At 72.5% G+C, this 17,477-nt stretch carries 19 protein-coding genes and 1 riboswitch; of the genes, 12 read left to right on the top strand and 7 right to left on the bottom strand.

Going from position 1 to position 17,477, the window contains the following annotated elements; genetic code table 11:
- Positions 1-14: 14 nt before the first annotated feature.
- Positions 15-199: riboswitch (cobalamin riboswitch) on the bottom strand.
- 138 nt (positions 200-337) lie between these two features.
- Both ACQEU8_RS25680 and ACQEU8_RS25675 read right to left on the bottom strand, forming a co-directional pair.
- The gene (locus tag ACQEU8_RS25680; protein ID WP_433105026.1) at positions 338-550 is read right to left on the bottom strand and encodes a hypothetical protein; all 213 of its coding nucleotides are present in this window, start codon (positions 548-550) and stop codon (positions 338-340) included.
- Between the two features lie 18 nt (positions 551-568).
- Positions 569-1,897: an anion permease gene (locus ACQEU8_RS25675; protein ID WP_433105024.1), complete on the bottom strand. Its 1,329-nt coding sequence runs from the start codon at positions 1,895-1,897 to the stop codon at positions 569-571.
- A 335-nt stretch (positions 1,898-2,232) separates the two neighbouring features.
- Here ACQEU8_RS25675 and ACQEU8_RS25670 point away from each other — a divergent pair, with 335 nt between their 5' ends.
- The 5 genes from ACQEU8_RS25670 to ACQEU8_RS25650 all read left to right on the top strand — a co-directional run bounded on the left by ACQEU8_RS25670 (position 2,233) and on the right by ACQEU8_RS25650 (position 8,152).
- Complete coding sequence (locus ACQEU8_RS25670; protein WP_433105022.1) at positions 2,233-3,390, top strand: alpha/beta hydrolase family protein; 1,158 nt, start codon at positions 2,233-2,235, stop codon at positions 3,388-3,390.
- Positions 3,391-3,670: 280 nt separating this feature from the next.
- Entirely contained in the window at positions 3,671-4,936 is a 1,266-nt protein-coding gene (locus ACQEU8_RS25665; RefSeq protein ID WP_433108709.1) for a hypothetical protein, read from the top strand.
- 192 nt (positions 4,937-5,128) lie between these two features.
- Positions 5,129-6,727, top strand: coding sequence for an ABC-F family ATP-binding cassette domain-containing protein (locus ACQEU8_RS25660; protein ID WP_433105020.1), 1,599 nt, complete (start codon positions 5,129-5,131; stop codon positions 6,725-6,727).
- 347 nt (positions 6,728-7,074) lie between these two features.
- Positions 7,075-7,296, top strand: a complete 222-nt coding sequence (locus ACQEU8_RS25655) for a helix-turn-helix domain-containing protein (protein WP_019358282.1) — start codon at positions 7,075-7,077, stop codon at positions 7,294-7,296.
- Positions 7,297-7,372: 76 nt separating this feature from the next.
- Complete coding sequence (locus ACQEU8_RS25650) at positions 7,373-8,152, top strand: enoyl-CoA hydratase/isomerase family protein (RefSeq protein ID WP_433105018.1); 780 nt, start codon at positions 7,373-7,375, stop codon at positions 8,150-8,152.
- A 134-nt stretch (positions 8,153-8,286) separates the two neighbouring features.
- Here the strand turns inward: ACQEU8_RS25650 and ACQEU8_RS25645 are convergent, their stop codons facing one another.
- Positions 8,287-9,087 (bottom strand): hypothetical protein, encoded by an 801-nt coding sequence (locus tag ACQEU8_RS25645; RefSeq protein ID WP_433105016.1) that lies wholly within the window; start codon positions 9,085-9,087, stop codon positions 8,287-8,289.
- A gap of 208 nt (positions 9,088-9,295) precedes the next feature.
- On the opposite strand from ACQEU8_RS25645, the gene ACQEU8_RS25640 reads away from it, so the two are divergent.
- The 5 genes from ACQEU8_RS25640 (at position 9,296) to amaP (ending at position 11,829) form a co-directional block, all read left to right on the top strand.
- Positions 9,296-9,805, top strand: coding sequence for an Asp23/Gls24 family envelope stress response protein (locus tag ACQEU8_RS25640; RefSeq protein WP_433105014.1), 510 nt, complete (start codon positions 9,296-9,298; stop codon positions 9,803-9,805).
- 91 nt (positions 9,806-9,896) lie between these two features.
- A complete protein-coding gene (locus ACQEU8_RS25635; RefSeq protein ID WP_433105012.1) occupies positions 9,897-10,085 on the top strand; it encodes a hypothetical protein in 189 nt (62 codons plus the stop codon).
- Between the two features lie 4 nt (positions 10,086-10,089).
- Positions 10,090-10,485: an Asp23/Gls24 family envelope stress response protein gene (locus ACQEU8_RS25630; protein WP_433105010.1), complete on the top strand. Its 396-nt coding sequence runs from the start codon at positions 10,090-10,092 to the stop codon at positions 10,483-10,485.
- On the top strand, positions 10,482-11,222 hold the full coding sequence (locus ACQEU8_RS25625; RefSeq protein ID WP_433105008.1) for a DUF6286 domain-containing protein: 741 nt from the start codon (positions 10,482-10,484) through the stop codon (positions 11,220-11,222). Before ACQEU8_RS25630 ends, ACQEU8_RS25625 begins: the two co-directional genes overlap by 4 nt.
- Before the next feature lie 10 nt (positions 11,223-11,232).
- Positions 11,233-11,829, top strand: coding sequence for an alkaline shock response membrane anchor protein AmaP (gene amaP / locus ACQEU8_RS25620; protein ID WP_433105006.1), 597 nt, complete (start codon positions 11,233-11,235; stop codon positions 11,827-11,829).
- Between the two features lie 30 nt (positions 11,830-11,859).
- Here the strand turns inward: amaP and ACQEU8_RS25615 are convergent, their stop codons facing one another.
- From ACQEU8_RS25615 to ACQEU8_RS25600, 4 genes are all read right to left on the bottom strand, one after another.
- The gene (locus ACQEU8_RS25615; RefSeq protein ID WP_433105004.1) at positions 11,860-12,639 is read right to left on the bottom strand and encodes an SDR family oxidoreductase; all 780 of its coding nucleotides are present in this window, start codon (positions 12,637-12,639) and stop codon (positions 11,860-11,862) included.
- 348 nt (positions 12,640-12,987) lie between these two features.
- Entirely contained in the window at positions 12,988-13,770 is a 783-nt protein-coding gene (locus ACQEU8_RS25610; RefSeq protein WP_433105002.1) for an SURF1 family cytochrome oxidase biogenesis protein, read from the bottom strand.
- A gap of 25 nt (positions 13,771-13,795) precedes the next feature.
- Complete coding sequence (locus ACQEU8_RS25605; protein ID WP_433105000.1) at positions 13,796-14,851, bottom strand: DEDDh family exonuclease; 1,056 nt, start codon at positions 14,849-14,851, stop codon at positions 13,796-13,798.
- Between the two features lie 58 nt (positions 14,852-14,909).
- On the bottom strand, positions 14,910-15,587 hold the full coding sequence (locus tag ACQEU8_RS25600; RefSeq protein WP_433104998.1) for a TetR/AcrR family transcriptional regulator: 678 nt from the start codon (positions 15,585-15,587) through the stop codon (positions 14,910-14,912).
- Positions 15,588-15,702: 115 nt separating this feature from the next.
- Here ACQEU8_RS25600 and ACQEU8_RS25595 point away from each other — a divergent pair, with 115 nt between their 5' ends.
- Both ACQEU8_RS25595 and ACQEU8_RS25590 read left to right on the top strand, forming a co-directional pair.
- On the top strand, positions 15,703-16,566 hold the full coding sequence (locus ACQEU8_RS25595; RefSeq protein ID WP_433104996.1) for an acetoacetate decarboxylase family protein: 864 nt from the start codon (positions 15,703-15,705) through the stop codon (positions 16,564-16,566).
- Positions 16,566-17,450, top strand: a complete 885-nt coding sequence (locus ACQEU8_RS25590) for an SDR family NAD(P)-dependent oxidoreductase (RefSeq protein WP_433104994.1) — start codon at positions 16,566-16,568, stop codon at positions 17,448-17,450. The genes ACQEU8_RS25595 and ACQEU8_RS25590 overlap by 1 nt, the downstream gene beginning before the upstream one ends.
- The last annotated feature ends 27 nt before the right edge of the window (positions 17,451-17,477 follow it).

Raw genomic sequence — 17,477 nt, 5'->3', positions numbered from 1 at the left:
AGGGTCCGCGCCCTGGCTCGACTCGACCGGCGGCGGGAGTCTCCTGGCTCCCGGATCCACACCGCCCTCGCCTTCCAGCCCGCATGGGCCGTGGCTTCGTTGAGCGCGGCGCTCCCCGGTGACAGTGGCGGGACCGCGCCGGATTCGCACCGGCTTCCTCCCCATGCCGCCGTTTGGCACCGGCAGTCCACCACGTTTGACCTGCGGCGGGCAAGCCGGACGTGGTGCTTGCGGCCGTCCCCTTATGCCGCCGGACCCTCGCCGTCGTGGCTTCTCGCCGCTGCGGCGGAAAAAGAAAGGGGGCCGGGGGGGCGTAGCCCCCCGGGCCCCCTTACGGCTACGCCGCGATCAGGTAGATCCCGTACGCCACCGCCGCCAGGCACACGGCATAGCAGGCATACGCACCAGTACGGGCGAGCACCGAAGGTGCGGAGCCCGCGGTGCGGGGGGAGCCGGCGACGATGCCGAGGGTGAAGACGCCGACGAGTCCCACCGTCGCCGCCAGGCTGACGCCGAAGACCTGGCCGAGCGAGGCCCAGTCGATGTTCATGCGGTGATCCCCTTCTGCTTACCTGAAGCTGCTCGCCGACGCGGGGCGGCCGGTCGAATGCGCGGGCTCGGCCGCCGTCGTCTCCTCCGCGGCAACACCGGCCGCGCTCACTCCCGCCGGCGGCGGGGGCGGGGAGACGGCCCGGATGGCGTTGGTGACCACCCCGGCGGGCTCGGACTCGGGCTGCGGCTCCGGCTCGGCGGCCGGGCTCGGGATCTCCGCGGCCTGCGCGGCCACGGCGGGCTCGACCTCGTTGACGTTCGTGTGGTCCACCGGCGCGCGCCGGGAGCGGAGCCAGATGGCGCCGCAGAGCACGACGGTGAGCACGGCCACCGTGGTCACGCCCCAGTCGCCCTGCTCGGCCAGCAGCGCGGCAGCGGCCGCGACCCCGCCGGCCGCGGGAAGGGTGAGCCCCCAGCCGATGAACATCCGGCCCGCCGTTCCCCACCGCACGACGCCGCCCTTGCGGCCGATCCCCGAACCCATCACGGCGCCGGAGCACACATGCGTGGTGGAGAGGGAGAAGCCGATGTGCGAGGAGGCCAGGATGGTGGCCGCCGCGCTGGTCTGGGCCGCGAAGCCCTGCGGGGGCTGGATGTCGGTGATGCCCTTGCCCATGGTGCGGATGATGCGCCAGCCGCCGAGGTAGGTGCCCAGCGCGATGGCGAACCCGGCCGAGGCGATCACCCATACCGGCGGGTCGGCGCCGGGCGCCAGGGCGCCGCCGGTGACCAGGGCCAGCGTGATGACGCCCATGGTCTTCTGGGCGTCGTTGGTGCCGTGCGCGAGGGAGACCAGCGCGGCCGAGGTGATCTGGCCGGCGCGGTAGCCCTTGGCGGTCCGCTGCTCGTCGGCGTGCCGGGCGACCCGGTAGGTCAGCCGGGTGGCGCAGACCGAGGCGATGCCCGCGACCAGCGGCGCGGCGAGCGCCGGGATGAGGACCTTCATGACGACGACGTCGCCGTTGACCGCGCCGGTGCCGACGGCGGCGAGCGTCGCGCCGATCAGTCCGCCCATCAGTGCGTGCGAGGAGCTGGAGGGCAGCCCGGCGAGCCAGGTCAGCAGGTTCCAGATGATGGCGCCGACCAGCCCTGCGAAGATCACTTCGGGCTGGATGCCGGAGCCTTCATCGATGATTCCCGAAGATATGGTCTTGGCCACCTCGATGGACAGGAAGGCACCGAGGAGGTTGAGGACCGCGGACATGGCCACCGCCGCCCGAGGAGCCAGTGCCCCGGTGGAGATGGTCGTCGCCATGGCGTTGGCGGTGTCGTGGAAGCCGTTCGTGAAGTCGAACACCAAGGCCGTGACGATCACGATCCCGATGAGAAGCGTGATGTGTTCCATTCACCAGGCACAATCAGTTCGAGGGGCAATGACGTCGTGAACGTAAAGACGGCGAGTGAACGGAAGGTGAACTGGGGCAGGCATCGAAGTGTCGCCCCCTGACACCTGTTGTGTGGGCCAGATCACACCGTAGGGGCGGAGGCTCCGCGAAGCCAACAGGGTGTGATGCCGTGCCCCCAATTTCCAATGGCGCCACGCCGGTTGACGCCCCGTCGCCGCGTGCCGACCCGGCCCCGATTCCCCCGGCGAACCGGCCCCGATTCCCCCGGCCGGGCGTCACCCTCCCGGCCCGCCCCGCTGGTTTCGCACGCCCGATCGCGTCAACACTGACAAGGATGCGTCTGCGAACCGCGGCACTGGCCGCCACCTCCGTGCTCGGTACCGGCGCGGCCACCCTGGCGGCCGGACGGTACGCCGCCGACGCCGCGCTGCGCCCGCCGCGCCCCCGGAGCGACGGCGGCAGCAGGCCCACCGCGGGCTTCGAGGGCACCCGGCTGACCGTGCACTCCCACGACGAGAGCCGGATCTCCGTCACCCGCTCCCTGGCGGCCCGGCTGCCCGGTGTCTACGGACTGACCGGACGCGGTATCCACGCCGTCGTCGGGCCGGTGCTGGAGGACGAGACGGCCGCCGAACCCCGCCCGCACGCCGTCGTACGGGAACTGCGCCGCATCGACCGCGGCCGGCTCAGCGCCGGTGCCACCGTACGGCTCACCCCGCAGGTGTACGTAGGCACCCCCGGTGAAGCCCTCGGCGCCGAGTACGCCGACGTCGAGATCCCCGGTGAACTCGGCCCGCTGCCCGCCTGGTTCATGCCCGGCGACCGCAACGCCTGGGTCATCACCGTGCACGGCCTCGGCGCCACCCGCGAGCACCCACTGACGCTGCTCCCGTTCTACCGGAGGTACAGCGTCCCGGTGCTCGACATCGCCTACCGGGGCGACGCCGGTGCGCCCCCGCCCCTCGACGGCATCGGCCACCTGGGCAACTCCGAATGGCGGGACCTGGACGCCGCCATCCGCTACGCGGTCCAGCACGGCGCCCAGCGGGTGATCCTGCACGGCTGGTCCAGCGGCGCCACCATGGCCCTGCACGCCGCCGCCAACTCCCCGCTGCGGGACCGGGTGGCCGGCCTCGTACTGGACTCGCCCGTACTCGACTGGCCGCGCACCGTGCGTGCCCTGGCGCTTTCCCGAGGCACCCCCCGCGCGCTGCTGCCGCTGGTCGTCCGCGCCGTCCAGGGCCGGGCCGGACTCCCCGAGGGGCGCGACGCCGCGCTGGTCGACCCCGCGAAGCTGACCGTGCCGGCGCTGCTGCTGCACGGCCCAGCGGACACCATCGCCCCCTGGGACAGCTCCCGCGCGCTGGCGGCCCACCGCCCGAAGCTCGTCTCCCTGCACAAGGTCCCGCACGCCCCGCACGCCGCCATGTGGAACGCCGACCCGCACGGCTACGAGGAGAAGCTGCGCCGCTTCCTCACGCCCTTCATGTGAGACAGCTTCATGTGAGGCCGCCGGCCGCGGGCCCATGTGAGGGCATGTCACGCTGAGCCCTTTTCAAGCCCCCGCGTACGCCCGGCCGGAGAAGGCGAACGACCGGAAAGGGCACCCCAGGTTTGGGTTTCAACGGCGCAGCGTGAAGACTGCTCCTGTGACGACGTCCCGTACCCCGGGGGACAACCGGCTCCGCCTCGTCCCCCGACAGCCCGTCGCCGCCGCCCGGCGCACTGTGACGACCAGGCGCTCCGCCAGGACGCCACCGCCCCCGGACGGTGTGCTGCCCCGCGACCAGCTCGCCCGGCACGCGCGTGCCTGCCTCGCCGATGCCGTCCGCGTCGCCCGCTGGGCGGCCGGGACCGGCCGCTCCCCGCAGCCTGGCGCCGAGGCGGAACGGGCGGCCGAATCCCTGCGGATGACCGTTCCGCTGGTGCGTACGCACTGGGACCGGGCCAAGCTGGCCGGCCTCATCGAACTGCACGGCGACACCGCCCGCGCCGGCTGGCGGCTGCGTGCCTGGGACCGGGACGACAGCGCCGTACTGCGCGGCTGGGTCGCCCTCTTCGACGCCTGGTCGCTGGCCCACCCCGCGCCGCTGCCGCACGAGCAGAGCCTGGTCGCGGAGATCGTCGAGGCGGTGCCGCAGTTCCTCTCCGTGATGCACCTCTCCGGCGGCCCCGTCACCTTCTCGCTGCTGCACGATCTGCTCGCGCAGCGCATCGCCGAGCTGCGCGCCGAACGCGAGCAGGAGACCAGCCGCGCGATGGTCGGCGTCGCCCTGCCCGGGCTGCTCGACTGGGCGCTGGACGGGCTCTCCGCGGTCGGGGCGCTGACCCGCTGCCCGGACGAGGACCCCGCCGAGGAGACCGGCGTACGGCAGGGCTCCGCCGTCCTCACCCCGCTCGGCAACTGGGCGGTGTGGACCAAGCTGGAGCAGATCTGCGTCGCGGCCCAGAGCCCGGCCGGCAACATCGAGCAGTCCGCCGAGGAGATGCTGCGCGGCTGCGCCCGGATGACCCCGGGTCCGGCCCGCGACGAGTACCGCGCCTGGCTCGCCGCGCGCCCCACCGGACCGGCCGTCACCGAGCTGCTGGAGGCGGCCAGGGGCGAGGACGCGCTCATCCGGGGGCTTGCCTTCGAGGCGCTGCGGGTGGTGGGCGCGCCTGCCGAGGAAGCCGTGCAGGAAGCAGCGCAGGAGCCCACCCTGCGTCCCTACGCGCTGCTGTGGCTCGCCGAGCAGGCGGGCATGGACCCGGAGGACCTGGCCGGTGGCGCCCCCGGCGTCCTCACCCGGCAGGAGGCGACCTGGCTGTGGGTGGACACCGCGGCAGCCGTCACCGACCACGGCGAGGAGCGGCTGCTGGTCGACCACCTGGGCACCGCCGTACAGGGTTCGGTGCCCAAGCTGCTCGAGGACGTCCGCGCGACCGGCCACCCGCGCACCGTGCAGGTCCTGGTGGCGCTCGCGGCGGCCCATCCGGACCCCGCGCTGGCCAAGGCCGTACGGCGAGCCGCCTTCCAGGTCCACACCGGCGGCGAGTGACCGCGCCGCCCCCCGGCGCCCGCACAGGCATGCCGCAGGCGCTGTCGAGCGTCCGCCCGCATCCCGGAAAAGCGTTTGCCCGGCGCCGGTAGACTGGCTCTCATGCCTCATCTCCTCGTGCATTAGGCGTGCGTACGCCGCTCCCGCACTTCCGCCGTACGCACGTCCACAGTCCTGCCTTGGAGTTCTCCAGTGATCACCGCCACCGGTCTCGAGCTGCGCGCCGGAGCCCGTGTCCTCATCGAGTCGGCCACCTTCCGCGTCGCCAAGGGCGACCGCATCGGCCTCGTGGGCCGCAACGGCGCCGGCAAGACCACCCTCACCAAGTGCCTCGCGGGTGAGGCCACGCCCACCGCCGGCACCATCACCAGCAGCGGCGAGGTCGGCTACCTCCCGCAGGACCCGCGCACCGGCGACCTCGATGTACTCGCCCGCGACCGCATCCTCTCCGCCCGCGGCCTGGACGTGGTGCTGCGCAAGATGCAGGAGAACGAGGAGCGCATCGCGGGCGGCAAGGGCGCCACCCGCGAGAAGGCGATGAAGAAGTACGAGCGCCTGGAGACCGAGTTCCTCACCAAGGGCGGCTACGCGGCCGAAGCGGAGGCCGCCACCATCGCGGCCAGCCTCGGCCTGCCCGACCGGGTGCTCGGCCAGCCGCTGCACACCCTCTCCGGCGGTCAGCGGCGCCGCGTCGAGCTCGCCCGCATCCTCTTCTCGGACGCCGACATCCTGCTGCTGGACGAGCCGACCAACCACCTCGACGCCGACTCGGTGGTGTGGCTGCGCGACTTCCTCAAGACCTACCGCGGCGGCCTCATCGTCATCTCCCACGACGTCGATCTCGTGGAGACGGTGGTCAACAAGGTGTTCTGCCTGGACGCCAACCGGTCGGCCATCGACATCTACAACATGGGCTGGAAGCAGTACCTCACCCAGCGCGAGGACGACGAGAAGCGGCGCCGCCGCGAGCGGGCCAACGCCGAGAAGAAGGCGGCCGCGCTCAACTCCCAGGCCGACAAGATGCGCGCCAAGGCCACCAAGGCGGTCGCCGCCAAGAACATGGCCCGCCGCGCCGAGAAGCTGCTGTCCGGGCTGGAGGGCGAGCGCCAGGCCGACAAGGTCGCCAAGCTGCGCTTCCCCGACCCGGCGCCCTGCGGCAGGACGCCGCTGATGGCCGAGGACCTGTCCAAGTCCTACGGCTCGCTGGAGATCTTCACCGGTGTCGACCTGGCCATCGACCGCGGCTCCCGCGTCGTCATCCTCGGCCTCAACGGCGCCGGTAAGACGACGCTGCTGCGGCTGCTGGCCGGAGTCGAGGAGCCCGACACCGGCAAGGTCGTCCCCGGGCACGGACTCAAGCTCGGCTACTACGCGCAGGAGCACGAGACGCTCGACCCGGACCGCACGGTGCTGGAGAACATGCGCTCGGCAGCGCCCGACATGGACCTGGTCGACATCCGCAAGACGCTGGGCTCCTTCCTCTTCTCCGGCGACGACGTCGACAAGCCCGCCGGGGTGCTCTCCGGCGGCGAGAAGACCCGGCTGGCGCTGGCCACCCTCGTCGTCTCCTCGGCCAATGTGCTGCTGCTGGACGAGCCGACCAACAACCTCGACCCGGCCAGCCGCGAGGAGATCCTCGGCGCCCTGCACACCTTCACCGGGGCCGTCGTGCTGGTCACCCACGACGAGGGCGCCGTCGAGGCGCTCCAGCCCGAGCGCATCATCATGCTGCCGGACGGTGTCGAGGACCTGTGGGGCGAGGAGTACGCGGACCTCGTCGCCCTTGCTTGATCCATCCGAGATGGATCATTCGGCCGACGGTTGATCCTTCATCTGAGTGAGTACGGCTCGTACCCCGGCGCGGCCTCACGGCTGCGCCGGGTGTTCGTGGCAGGAGCCGCCCGGGGGAACTGCTCACTTCGCGATTGCGCCGCTGACCTGCGGATCAGCGCACCATCCCGACTCGGAACGGGTCGTGCACGTGCATATGCATGCGGACGGAATCGGTTGCTCCGGAGCAATCGTGGCGTGCACAAGTTCCCAAGCTGCTCATGAAGACCTTGCCGAATGGGTGGCCAGAAGTGGGGGGAGGGGTGATCATGAGAGTCACAGAGCGCACTTCCCACGAGGAGGCACGGGTGGCCGAGACTCTGAAGAAGGGCAGCCGGGTGACCGGCGCCGCGCGCGAAAAGCTCGCGGCAGACCTCAAGAAAAAGTACGACTCCGGAGCCAGTATCAGGGCGCTGGCCGAAGAGACGGGCCGTTCCTACGGGTTTGTGCACCGGATGCTCAGCGAGTCGGGTGTAACCCTGCGCGGACGCGGTGGAGCGACCCGAGGCAAGAAGTCGAGCTCCTCCTGAGGAGGCTTTCGGGCGTTCCCTTCGGTGGTTACTCTTCGGTTGACCATACTGCTGGGTAACCACCGGAGGAACCTCGATGACCCTGCTCAACCAGGACGGCGTGCACGTCGCCGCCGACGGTGAGGTGGCCACGGTCACCCTCACCAACCCGGCCAAGCGCAACGCGCAGACGCCTGCCATGTGGCGGGCACTGGCCGAGGCGGGACGCGTGCTGCCGGGGACGGTCCGGGTCGTCGTGCTCCGCGGCGAAGGCAAGTCCTTCTCCGCCGGGCTCGACCGCCAGGCGTTCGAGCCCGAGGGCTTCCCCGGTGAGCGGTCCTTCCTGGAACTCGCGCGAGACACCGACGAGGAACTGGACGCCGCCATCGCGGAGTACCAGCAGGCGTTCACCTGGTGGCGCCGCCCCGACCTCATCAGCATCGCGGCGGTCCAGGGGCATGCCATCGGCGCCGGGTTCCAGCTCGCACTCGCCTGCGATCTGCGGGTGTGCGCGCAGGACGTGCAGTTCGCCATGCGGGAGACCAGCCTGGGGCTGGTCCCCGATCTGACCGGTACCCACCCGCTGGTGGGCCTGGTCGGCTACGCGCGCGCCCTCGAAATCTGCGCGACCGGACGCTTCGTCCATGCCGACGAGGCCGAGCGCGTCGGGCTCGCCAATCTGGTCGTCGCCGCCGGGGAACTCGACGGCGCCGTCACCGATCTGACCGCGGCCCTGCTCTCCGCGCCCCGCGACGCGGTCATCGAGACGAAGGCGCTGCTCGCCGGCGCGGGTGCGCGTACGTATGAGGAACAGCGCGCCGCTGAGAGGGCTGCCCAGGCCCGCCGCCTCCGCGATCTCGCGGGGCTCGCCGACTAGGGCTTGCCCGGCGCCCTTTGGCTCGCCCCTCCGTTGTTCCGGTGAGGGGGTGCCCCTGGCTGGCGTCCGCGGGCTGCGGCTGCGTTGTGGCTGGTCGCGCAGTTCCCCGCGCCCCTTCGGGGCGCGCTCCCACGTCACACCCGCTCGATGGCGGTCACCAGTACGGCGACCGTCACCTTGCCGGCGGCACCCAGCGCATTGCGTGCCGCAGCACTGGCCGCGCTGGCGGTGTCGAGGGCGCGGCGGGTGGGGGAGACGCCCAGTTGGAGTAGGACGTGACAGCGGCCTTCTTTCGGGTCGCCCTCGATTTGGACGGCGCTGACTGCCGGTCCTGCGGCGACGCGGGAGAGGGCCGGGCCCACCACGGGGGCGAGCCGGGCCACGCCCTCGACGGCGAGCACGGCGCGGGCGACCCGGTCGGCCGCGTCCTGGTGGGCCGCCCCGGCCGACCCGGACGCCTCCGTGTCGGACCCGGAAGCGCCCGCGTCGGACACCCGCCCGGATTCGGGCCCGTCGCCCGCGGCCGGTCCGGGGGCCGCCGTCTCCACCAGCTCGGTGACCCGCAGATCCACGCTCTCCAGCGCGAGCCCCAACTCCTGCTCGGCGGCGGCCAGCAGGGCCTGCCGTACATCGTCCGCGGCGGCGGGAACGGGCCGGTCGGCGGGGGACGCCAGCTCGGCGGTCAGCGTCAGCGGACCCGGCGGCAGGGCGCCGGGCGGTGGCGGGACGGCGGGCTCGACGGCAGCCCGCGGACTGGTGAGCTCCACCCGCAGCGCGCTCAGCCGTACGCCAGGCACCGACCGCACCGATCGGTCGAGTACGGCGACGGCTGCCTCCTCCGTCACCCAGGCGCCGTCCGCCGCCTCGCCCAGCGGCAGGTGCCGCCCCAGACCGAGCTGCTGGCGTACTGCCCGGGTCAGCCGTTGCGCCGTCATGGCGTGCACTTCCCTTCGCTTTCGCTGCCGTCGCGCAAGAGAACCTTCCGCGTCGGTGGTGCCGCCTCGCGCGCCGCACGGCGTACGGGCGCCGTAGTCACCCGCTCGGCGGTGCGTGCCGGAGCTGCGCGAGCGGCGCACACCGGGCCGTGCTTACGGTGAGCAGCGGAGCGGCAGGCCGCTTCGAACCTCCGAAAGGGGCGCAGAGATGTCCGAGACCAGTACGTCCGCCCGCTCCGAAAGCCGCAGCGCGAGCACGGCCAACCAGCCGGCCGGTGGCACGACCGAGCAGCCGCGCCGGATCGGTGGGCTGTCGCCCGCGGGCTCCCGCGGCCGCACCACCATTGCCGACGGCGTGGTCGAGAAGATCGCGGGCATGGCGGCCCGCGATGTGGTCGGTGTCCATGCGATGGGCGGCGGCATGGCCCGTACGTTCGGTGCCGTCCGCGACCGGGTGCCCGGCGGCGGCCGGTCGGTCACGCGCGGGGTCAAGGCCGAGGTCGGCGAGGTGCAGACGGCGCTCGATCTGGAGATCGTCATCGACTACGGAGTGTCGATCTCGGATGTGGCCCGCTCCGTGCGGGAGAACGTGATCTCGGCCGTCGAGCGGATGACGAGCCTCGAGGTGGTCGAGGTCAACATCGCGGTGAGCGATGTGAAGCTGCCGGACGAGGAGGAGGAAGAGGAAGAGGGCCAGGAACGGCCCCGCCTCCAATGAGCGACAGCGTCGCGGTGGGCGGTGACGGAACCCCTGGCGAAGTGATCGCGCGCCGCGCGCCCTGCCGCGGTGCCGAGCGAAGGAGCGCACGATGAGCATGGCCTTTGTCGGCTTGATCGCCGGCCTGGCGCTGGGCTTCGCCGGGTACTTCGGCGGTTTCGGAGCCTTCGTGCTGGTGGCGGCGCTGGGGGCCGTCGGCTTCCTGGTGGGCAGGTTCCTGGACGGGGATCTGGACGCGGGCGAGTTCTTCCGCGGCCGGGACAGCGAGCGCCGCAGGTGACTCCGTGACGGATACGCAGGTTTCCGCGGGTGAGCGCGGGGCGATCCGGATCGCCGACCGCGTGGTCGCCAAGGTCGCGGCCCAGGCGGCGCGGGAGGCGCTGCGCGGGGAAGGGACAGGTGAAGGGGCAGGCGAAGGGGAGGGCAGGCCGACGGGCGGGCCGCCGGTGCGCCGCTCCGTCCGCCGTACGTCGGTCACTGTCCGGGAACGGACGGCCCGGGTGCGGCTGGGGCTGGAGTTGGGCTACCCCTCGGACGTCGGCGCGCAGTGCGGCGCCGTGCGCCGGCGCGTCATCGCGCGGGTGGGCGAACTGGTCGGCATGGACGTGCCGGACGTGGCCCTCGAAATCGAGCGGCTGCACTCGGCGCATCTGAAGGGCGGCTCCGGGAGGGTGACGTGACGCGGGAAGGCGATACGGACGACCCCCGTCCGGCCGCACGGAAACCAGGAGCGGGGCAGGGTTCCGGCACCACGCTGGAGAAGCCCCCCGAGGCGCCCAGGACCCCCCAGCCACCGGAGCCACCCACCCCCGAGCACCCCGGCTCCGAGGCGGCACCCCCCGGCGCGGACGGCGGACCGGGCGCGGGCGGGGGGAAGGCGGGGCGGTTCTGGTCGGTGCGCAGGGCGCCGGCGGGCATCGCGGCGCTGCTGCTGTTCGCCGGGATCGGCATCCTGCTGTACGACGTGTCCTCCGTACGCGCCGGCCGAGCGGGCATGGCCTGGCGCCGCACTCTCACCGACGAGCTGGCCACCCGTCGCCTCGACGACACCTTCATGCTGGCGGGCGCCGCCGCGCTCGCCGCGCTCGGACTGTGGCTGCTGGTGCTGGCGCTCACCCCGGGGCAGCGGTCGCTGCTGACGATGCGGCCGGACGTTCCGCAGGTGCGCGCCGGGCTGGAACGGTCGGCCGCGGCGCTGGTGCTGCGGGACCGGGCGATGGAGGTCCCGGGCGTGCAGTCGGTACGGGTCACCGTCACCCGCCGCAAGGTACGCGCCCGGGCGGCAGCGCACTTCCGCGACCTGGACGAGGTACGCGGTGATCTGGACGGCGCGCTCCGGGAAGGCATCGGACAGCTGGGTCTGGCCAGTCGGCCGGGCCTGTCCGTCCACGTACGACGTCCGGCGAAACGACGGTGAGGCGAGGGCGATGCTGCGGACCGTGAACCGGGTGCTGATCGCACTGCTCGGGCTGGTGCTGCTCGCGCTCGGCCTGGCCGTGCTGTTCGCCGGCCTGGACCTGCCCCGCCGCTGGGGTGTCACCATGCCGTCCGGCTGGCCGTGGGACCGGCCCCGGGATGTGGTGCTCAGCGATGCCGACCGTACCCGGTGGACCGACGAGGGCTGGTGGTGGCCGGTGGCCCTCGCCGTCCTGGCCGTGCTGTTCCTGCTGTGCCTGTGGTGGCTGCTGGCGCAGCTGCGGTCGCAGCGGCTGGACGAGGTGCTGATCGACAGCCGGGACGGTGAGGGCGCGGTGCTGCGGGGGCGCGCCATGGAGGACGTCATCGAGGCGGAGGCGGAGTCCCAGCCGGGCGTCGACCGGGCGCGGGTCGTACTCACGGGCCGGCGCCGCCAGCCCCGGGCCCGTATCGGGCTGGTGCTGACCGCGCGCGCCGAGCCGGGGCCCGCGGTGCACCGGCTCCGCCGCGAGGCCATCGCCCACGCGGTGACCTCGGCCGGACTGGAAGCCCTCCCGGCCGAGGTCAGAATGCGCGCCGCCCGGCACCGCGCGGAGCGGGTGAGCTGACGGTCGGGGAAACCCCGGGGCGCGCGGCGCTCAGATCCCGTGCAGTGCCCCGCCGTCCACCGGAAGCGTCACCCCGGTCAGATACGAGGCGGCGGGGGAGAGCACGAAGGCCGCCGTCCGGCCGAACTCCTCCGGAGTGCCGTAGCGGCGCAGCGGGATGCCCGCCGAGTTGCGTTCGCGGGCGGCGTCCCCGTCGCCGGAGAGGGAGTCGAGGTACTGCATCCGCTCGGTGCCGATCCGGCCCGGCATCAGCCCCAGCACCCGGATACCGCGCGGGCCCAGCTCATTGGCGAGGCTCTTGGCGAACCCCGCCAGGCCCGGACGCAGTCCGTTGGAGAGGGTCAGCCCGGGAATCGGCTCGCGGACGGAGCCGGAGAGCACGAAGCCGATCACCCCGCCCTCGCCGAGCTCGCCGGCAGCCGCGCGCGCCAGACGTACGGCGCCGAGGAAGACGCTGTCGAAGGCCGTCTGCCACTGCTCGTCGGTGAGCTGGTCGGCGGGCACGCCTGCCTGCGGGCCGCCGACGCTGACGAGGATGCCGTCGAACCGCCCGAACCGCTCCCGGGCCGCCGCGATCACCCGTGCCGGAGTCTCCGGGTCCGCGTTGTCGGCAGCGACGCCGAGCGCCCGGCCTTCCGCCCCCGACGCCTCCACCCCGAGCTGCGCCGCCGCCTCCTCGGCCGACTTCTCCGACCGCCCGGTGACGACAACACGCGCCCCCTCGGCGAGCAGTTGAGCAGCAGTGGCGAACCCGAGCCCCCGGGTGCCGCCGGTGATCACATAGACGCGCTCTGATAGTCCAAGGTCCATGCCCTGCAGTTTGCCTGACGGCTGCGAACGTTGTTGTTGCGGAGTCCGCTTCTGCCGCCGGACCCTCGCCATCGTGGTTGCTCGCCGTCGCGGCGGAAAGGGTTGTGGGGGCTCCGCCCCCACAACCCCGGTCGCGCGGTGCCGAGGGCTCCGCCCCGGCGCGGCAGACAGATGTGCTGGGGGCTCTGCCTCCGCGCCCCAAGGGGCGAAGCCCGATCGGGGGTCGGGGGCGAACCCGAACGCAGGGGGCGAAGCCCGAACGGGAGGCCGGGGGGTCGGGGGCGAAGCCCCCGAACACTTTCCCGCCGCAACGGCGGGGAACCACGACGGCGAGGGTCCGGCGGAAGCTCAGGCGGCCTCAGCCACAACGTCCGACGCCCCCCGCCGCTCTGCGGCTTCGCGGCGGACGAGGATGATCCATCCCACCGGTACGGCGGCGGTGAACAGCCACCATTGGATGGCGTAGGCCATATGAGGGCCGATGCCGCTGTGGTCGGGCTCGGGGAGCACCTCGGGCTGTTTGCCCGCCGGCTTGGGGGAGATCTTCGTGAGCTGGATGAAGCCGCCCAGCATGGGGCGGCCCACTTCCCCGGCCTGCTTGCGGCTGTTGATCAGCATGACCTGGCGGTCGGGCAGGCCCTTGGTGTCCTTGATGCCGCTGGCCTCGGTGGTCTCGTCGGGCATCATCCGCCCGACGACACCGACCCGGCCCTTCGGCGGCGCGGGCACCTTCGGGAAGCCGGTCAGATCGCGGTCGGCGCGGATCCAGCCACGGTTGACGAGGATCGCCGAGCCGTCCTCCAGGATGAGCGGGGTGACGACGAAGTAGCCGATGGTGTCGCGGTCCGGGCCGGTACGGTGCCGGACGACGACCTCGTGCGCGGTGTCGAACGTCCCGCGCGCGGTGACCGTACGGAACTTGTCGTCGTCGGCGGGCTCCCGGCCCTTCCCGGTCAGTTCGGTGACCGGCACGGTGGGTGCCGCCAGGCTCGCGGCCACTTCCTCGTTGCGCGCGACCCGGTTCTCATGACGGTGCAGCTGCCAGAAGCCCAGCTCGATCATCGTGGGGATCAGCACGAGGCCGAGCAGGGTGAGGATCACCCACTGCCGGGACAACAGGAAGCGGTACACGCCTACTGACGGTACCCCGCGCCTTTCAGCCCTCCGGAGCGGGGGCCACATCCTGGAGGAGCTGCGTGAAGGCGGCCTCGTCGATGACGGGTGTGCCGTAGGTGCGGGCCTTCACCACCTTCGACGTGGGGGAGTCCGGATCGTTGGTGACCAGGAGACTGGTCAGCCGCGAGACGCTGCTCGCGATGTGCAGCCCCGCCTCGATGGCCCGGTCCTCCAGCAGCTCCCGGTCCACGGAGGTGTCGCCGGAGATGGCCACCCGCATCCCCTGCACCAGCCGCCCCTCCGGTTCGTACCGCCCCGGGTTCGGATACGGGCAGGCGGGGCGTTTCCGTGAGGGGCGCCAGGTGCCGTACCCGTGCCCGTACGAGCGGGAGCCGGATCCGGTGCTCGCCCCGCCTCCGGCACGGCGCGGCACCACCGCGTCGGACCACTCGCTGAGCGGCTGGCACGCCAGCAGCGGCAGCCGCACCTGTTGCCGCGCCGCCAGATGGAGGCTGGGGCGGAACGCCTCGGCCAGCACCCGCGCGTCGTCCAGCGCGTGGTGTGCCCGCTGCTGGATGACGCCGTAGTGCGCGGCGAGGGATTCCAACTTGTGGTTGGGCAGCGGCAGCGACAGCTCCTTGGACAGTGCGATGGTGCACAGCCGCTGGCGCACCGGGGCCTCGCGCTTGGCCCGTGCGTACTCCCGCGCGATCATCGACCAGTCGAAGATGGCGTTGTGTGCGACCAGCACCCGGCCCGCCAGCCGGGTGGCGAAGTCGTCGGCGATCTCCTCGAAGAGCGGCGCGTCGGCCAGGGCTTCGGCCGTCAGCCCGTGGATCCACGTGGGGCCTGGGTCGCGCTGCGGATTGACGGGTGTGTACCAGTGGTCCTGGACCTCGCCGCGTGCGTCCAGGCGGTAGACGGCTGCGGACACTATCCGGTCGTCCCGTGCGAGGCCGGTGGTCTCCACGTCCACCACCGCGTAGCCGTCCGGGTATCCGGCCGGCCAGCTGAGGGGTGGCCGGGTGTCGGCGGCGGGCTGCGCGGGGATGCGCGCGGACGACCCATCCGTGCGTGCCGTCTGGTCTTCGAGCATGGTCACAGAGAATACGGGTCGGTACTGACAGCGCTCCGCAGCAGCCGCTGGAGAAGCCTCAAAGCTCCAGCTGTGCGGGCGAATCGGGCACCTGGAGCAGGCCGTCGACCAGCGCCCGTATCGTCGATGCGAACACCTTTCCGGCATCCGGCGGTGTGGCCAGTGCGCGCACCAGCGCCGGGTCGTCCGTCTCCTGGTCGCTCTGCCACAGCTCCGGCTCGCCGGGGGACTGTACAGGGGCGCGCTCCCGGTTGCGTTCGACCAGGACGTGACCGACGACCGAGAACTGCACGGCGCGTACCGCCTCCGCCGCGCGCGCCCCGCGCAGCCCGGCGGCGTGCGCCTCCCTCACGAGCGCCCGCTGCGCGGAGAGGAACATCCGTTCCGTCAGGCCGCGTTCGTGCACCATCGCGATCAGGTGGGGCCGCGCCAGCAGTTCGCGCCGCAGCGTGCGCGCGATGGAGACCATCCGGGCCTGCGGCGTCCTGCCGTACGCCCGGATCTCGCCCAACTCCCGTACGGTCCGCTCGACCAGTGCCTCCAGCAGCGACTCGCGGTTGCCCACATGCCAGTAGATGGCGGTCACGGCGGTGCCGAGTTCGGCGGCGAGCCTGCGCATGGTGAGTGCTTGCGGGCCGTGCTGCTGCACCAGGGATGCGGCGGCCTCCAGTACCGCTTCCCGGGTGAGGGGGGACCGGGTGGGCTGCGGGTCGGCGCTGGGCTGCGGGCTCGGCATGTTTCCCCATTCTGGCCGGTGCATGTCTCTTCACCCTTCGCGGAGTCTGCTGTAACGGTGTTACAGACGCAAGCCGCAGCGCTGTCCGATGCGCTGTCCCTTGGAGGTGTCGCAGATGGCACGTGTCCGGTACGGCCCACGCGACGAGACCGAGATCAGGCGGGCGAGCAAGGCAGGCGCCGAGCTCCCCGACATCTGGTCCACCGGTGTGCTGGCCGTCTGGGAGACCGATCCCGACGCGGTGGCCGCCGTGCTCCCGCCGCCCCTCGAACCCGCCGAACGCCCCCTGATGCGGGCCAACATCAGCCAGGTGCAGCTGCCCGGATTTCCGCTGGGCGCGGGCTCCGTTGCCGTGGCAGCGCGCCATGCGGGCACCGACGGCTGGTACCCGCTGGTGATGCCCATGACCCATGAGCGCGCCCTCATCGGCGGCCGCGAGGTCTTCGGCGAACCCAAGAAGCTCGGCGACGTCACACTGGAGCGCGGCCCGCACGGCACGGTACGGGCGAGCCTTGCCCGGCACGGCATCACCTTCGTCGAGGTCACCGGCACGGTGGGCGCGGCCCTCCCGCTGCCGGAGCCCACCGGCAAGCTCGACTTCTACTTCAAGTTCCTGCCCGCCGTGGACGGCAGTGGCTTCGACGGCGACCCCCTGCTGGTGCACTGCCTGCGCCATGAGAAGGTCCGCAGACTGGAGTCCGTCACCGGCGAGGTCACCCTGCGCGATTCGCCGTACGACCCGGTGGCCGATCTGCCCGTACGGCGGCTGGTCGAGATCACCCTCGGCGAGAAGACCGGCGACCAGCGCGGCCGGGTCGCCCAACGCGTCGATGCCGAGGCCCTGTTGCCCTACGTCCACCAGCGCTACGACGACGCGGCACAGGCGCACGACGCACCTCCACCGACGGCCCACACACCGCCGCAGCAGACAGCCGTCCCCGTACAGCAGGCAGGCGCGACAGCGGAGGGGAGCGCCTGATGCGGCTGTACGCGGGCCAGACGGCTGTCGTCACCGGCGCCGCCAGTGGCATCGGCCTCGCCATGGCGCGCCGTTTCGCCGCCGAGGGACTGCATGTCGTCCTCGCCGATGTGGAGCGCGCCCCGCTGGAGAAGGCCGCCGGTGAACTGCGCGCTGACGGTGCGCGGGTGCTGGCGCACATCACCGACGTCAGCGAGCCCGACTCGGTCGAGGCGCTGGCCGAGGCCGCCTGGGAGGCGTTCGGCGCCGTTCATGTGCTGTGCAACAACGCGGGCGTCGGCTCCGGGGCCGAGGGCCGGATGTGGGAGCACGAACTCAACGACTGGAAATGGGCGTTCGCGGTAAACGTCTGGGGCGTCTTCCACGGCATCCGGGCGTTCGTGCCCCGCATGCTGGAGTCCGGCGAGCCCGGACATGTCGTCAACACCTCGTCGAGTGACGGCGGAATCGCGCCGCTGCCCACTGCGTCGGTGTACGCGGTGACCAAGTCGGCCGTGGTCACCATGACCGAATCGCTCTACGCCCACCTGCGCGCCGAGTCCGCGGCGGTCGGGGCCTCGGTGCTCTTCCCCGGCCCGCACATGCTGCGCACCGGCCTGTGGGAGTCGTACCGCAACCGCCCGGCGCGCTACGCCAAGACCCGCCCGCGCAGGACGCCCTACCGCACACTCGACCAGTGGGAGGCGGCCATGCGCGAGTCCGGGCAGGAGGTGCGCTTCACACCCGTCGAGGACGTCGCCGAACTCGTCGTGGCGGGCATCCGGAACGACAGCTTCTGGATGCTCCCTCCCAGCGAGCACAGCGACGCCCAGATCCGCGCCCGCGCCCGCTCCATGCTGGAGCGCGCAAACCCGGGCTATTTGGAGAGCTTCGTACTGGATTGAGAGCCCAGCTGTGATTCGGCCGGGGGG

Origin of the sequence: Streptomyces sp. CA-250714, from assembly GCF_050936705.1 — a bacterium.
Lineage (GTDB): Bacteria > Actinomycetota > Actinomycetes > Streptomycetales > Streptomycetaceae > Streptomyces.
The sequence above is the reverse complement of the archived record's forward strand: the minus strand, read 5'-3'. Positions and strand labels throughout refer to the sequence as shown.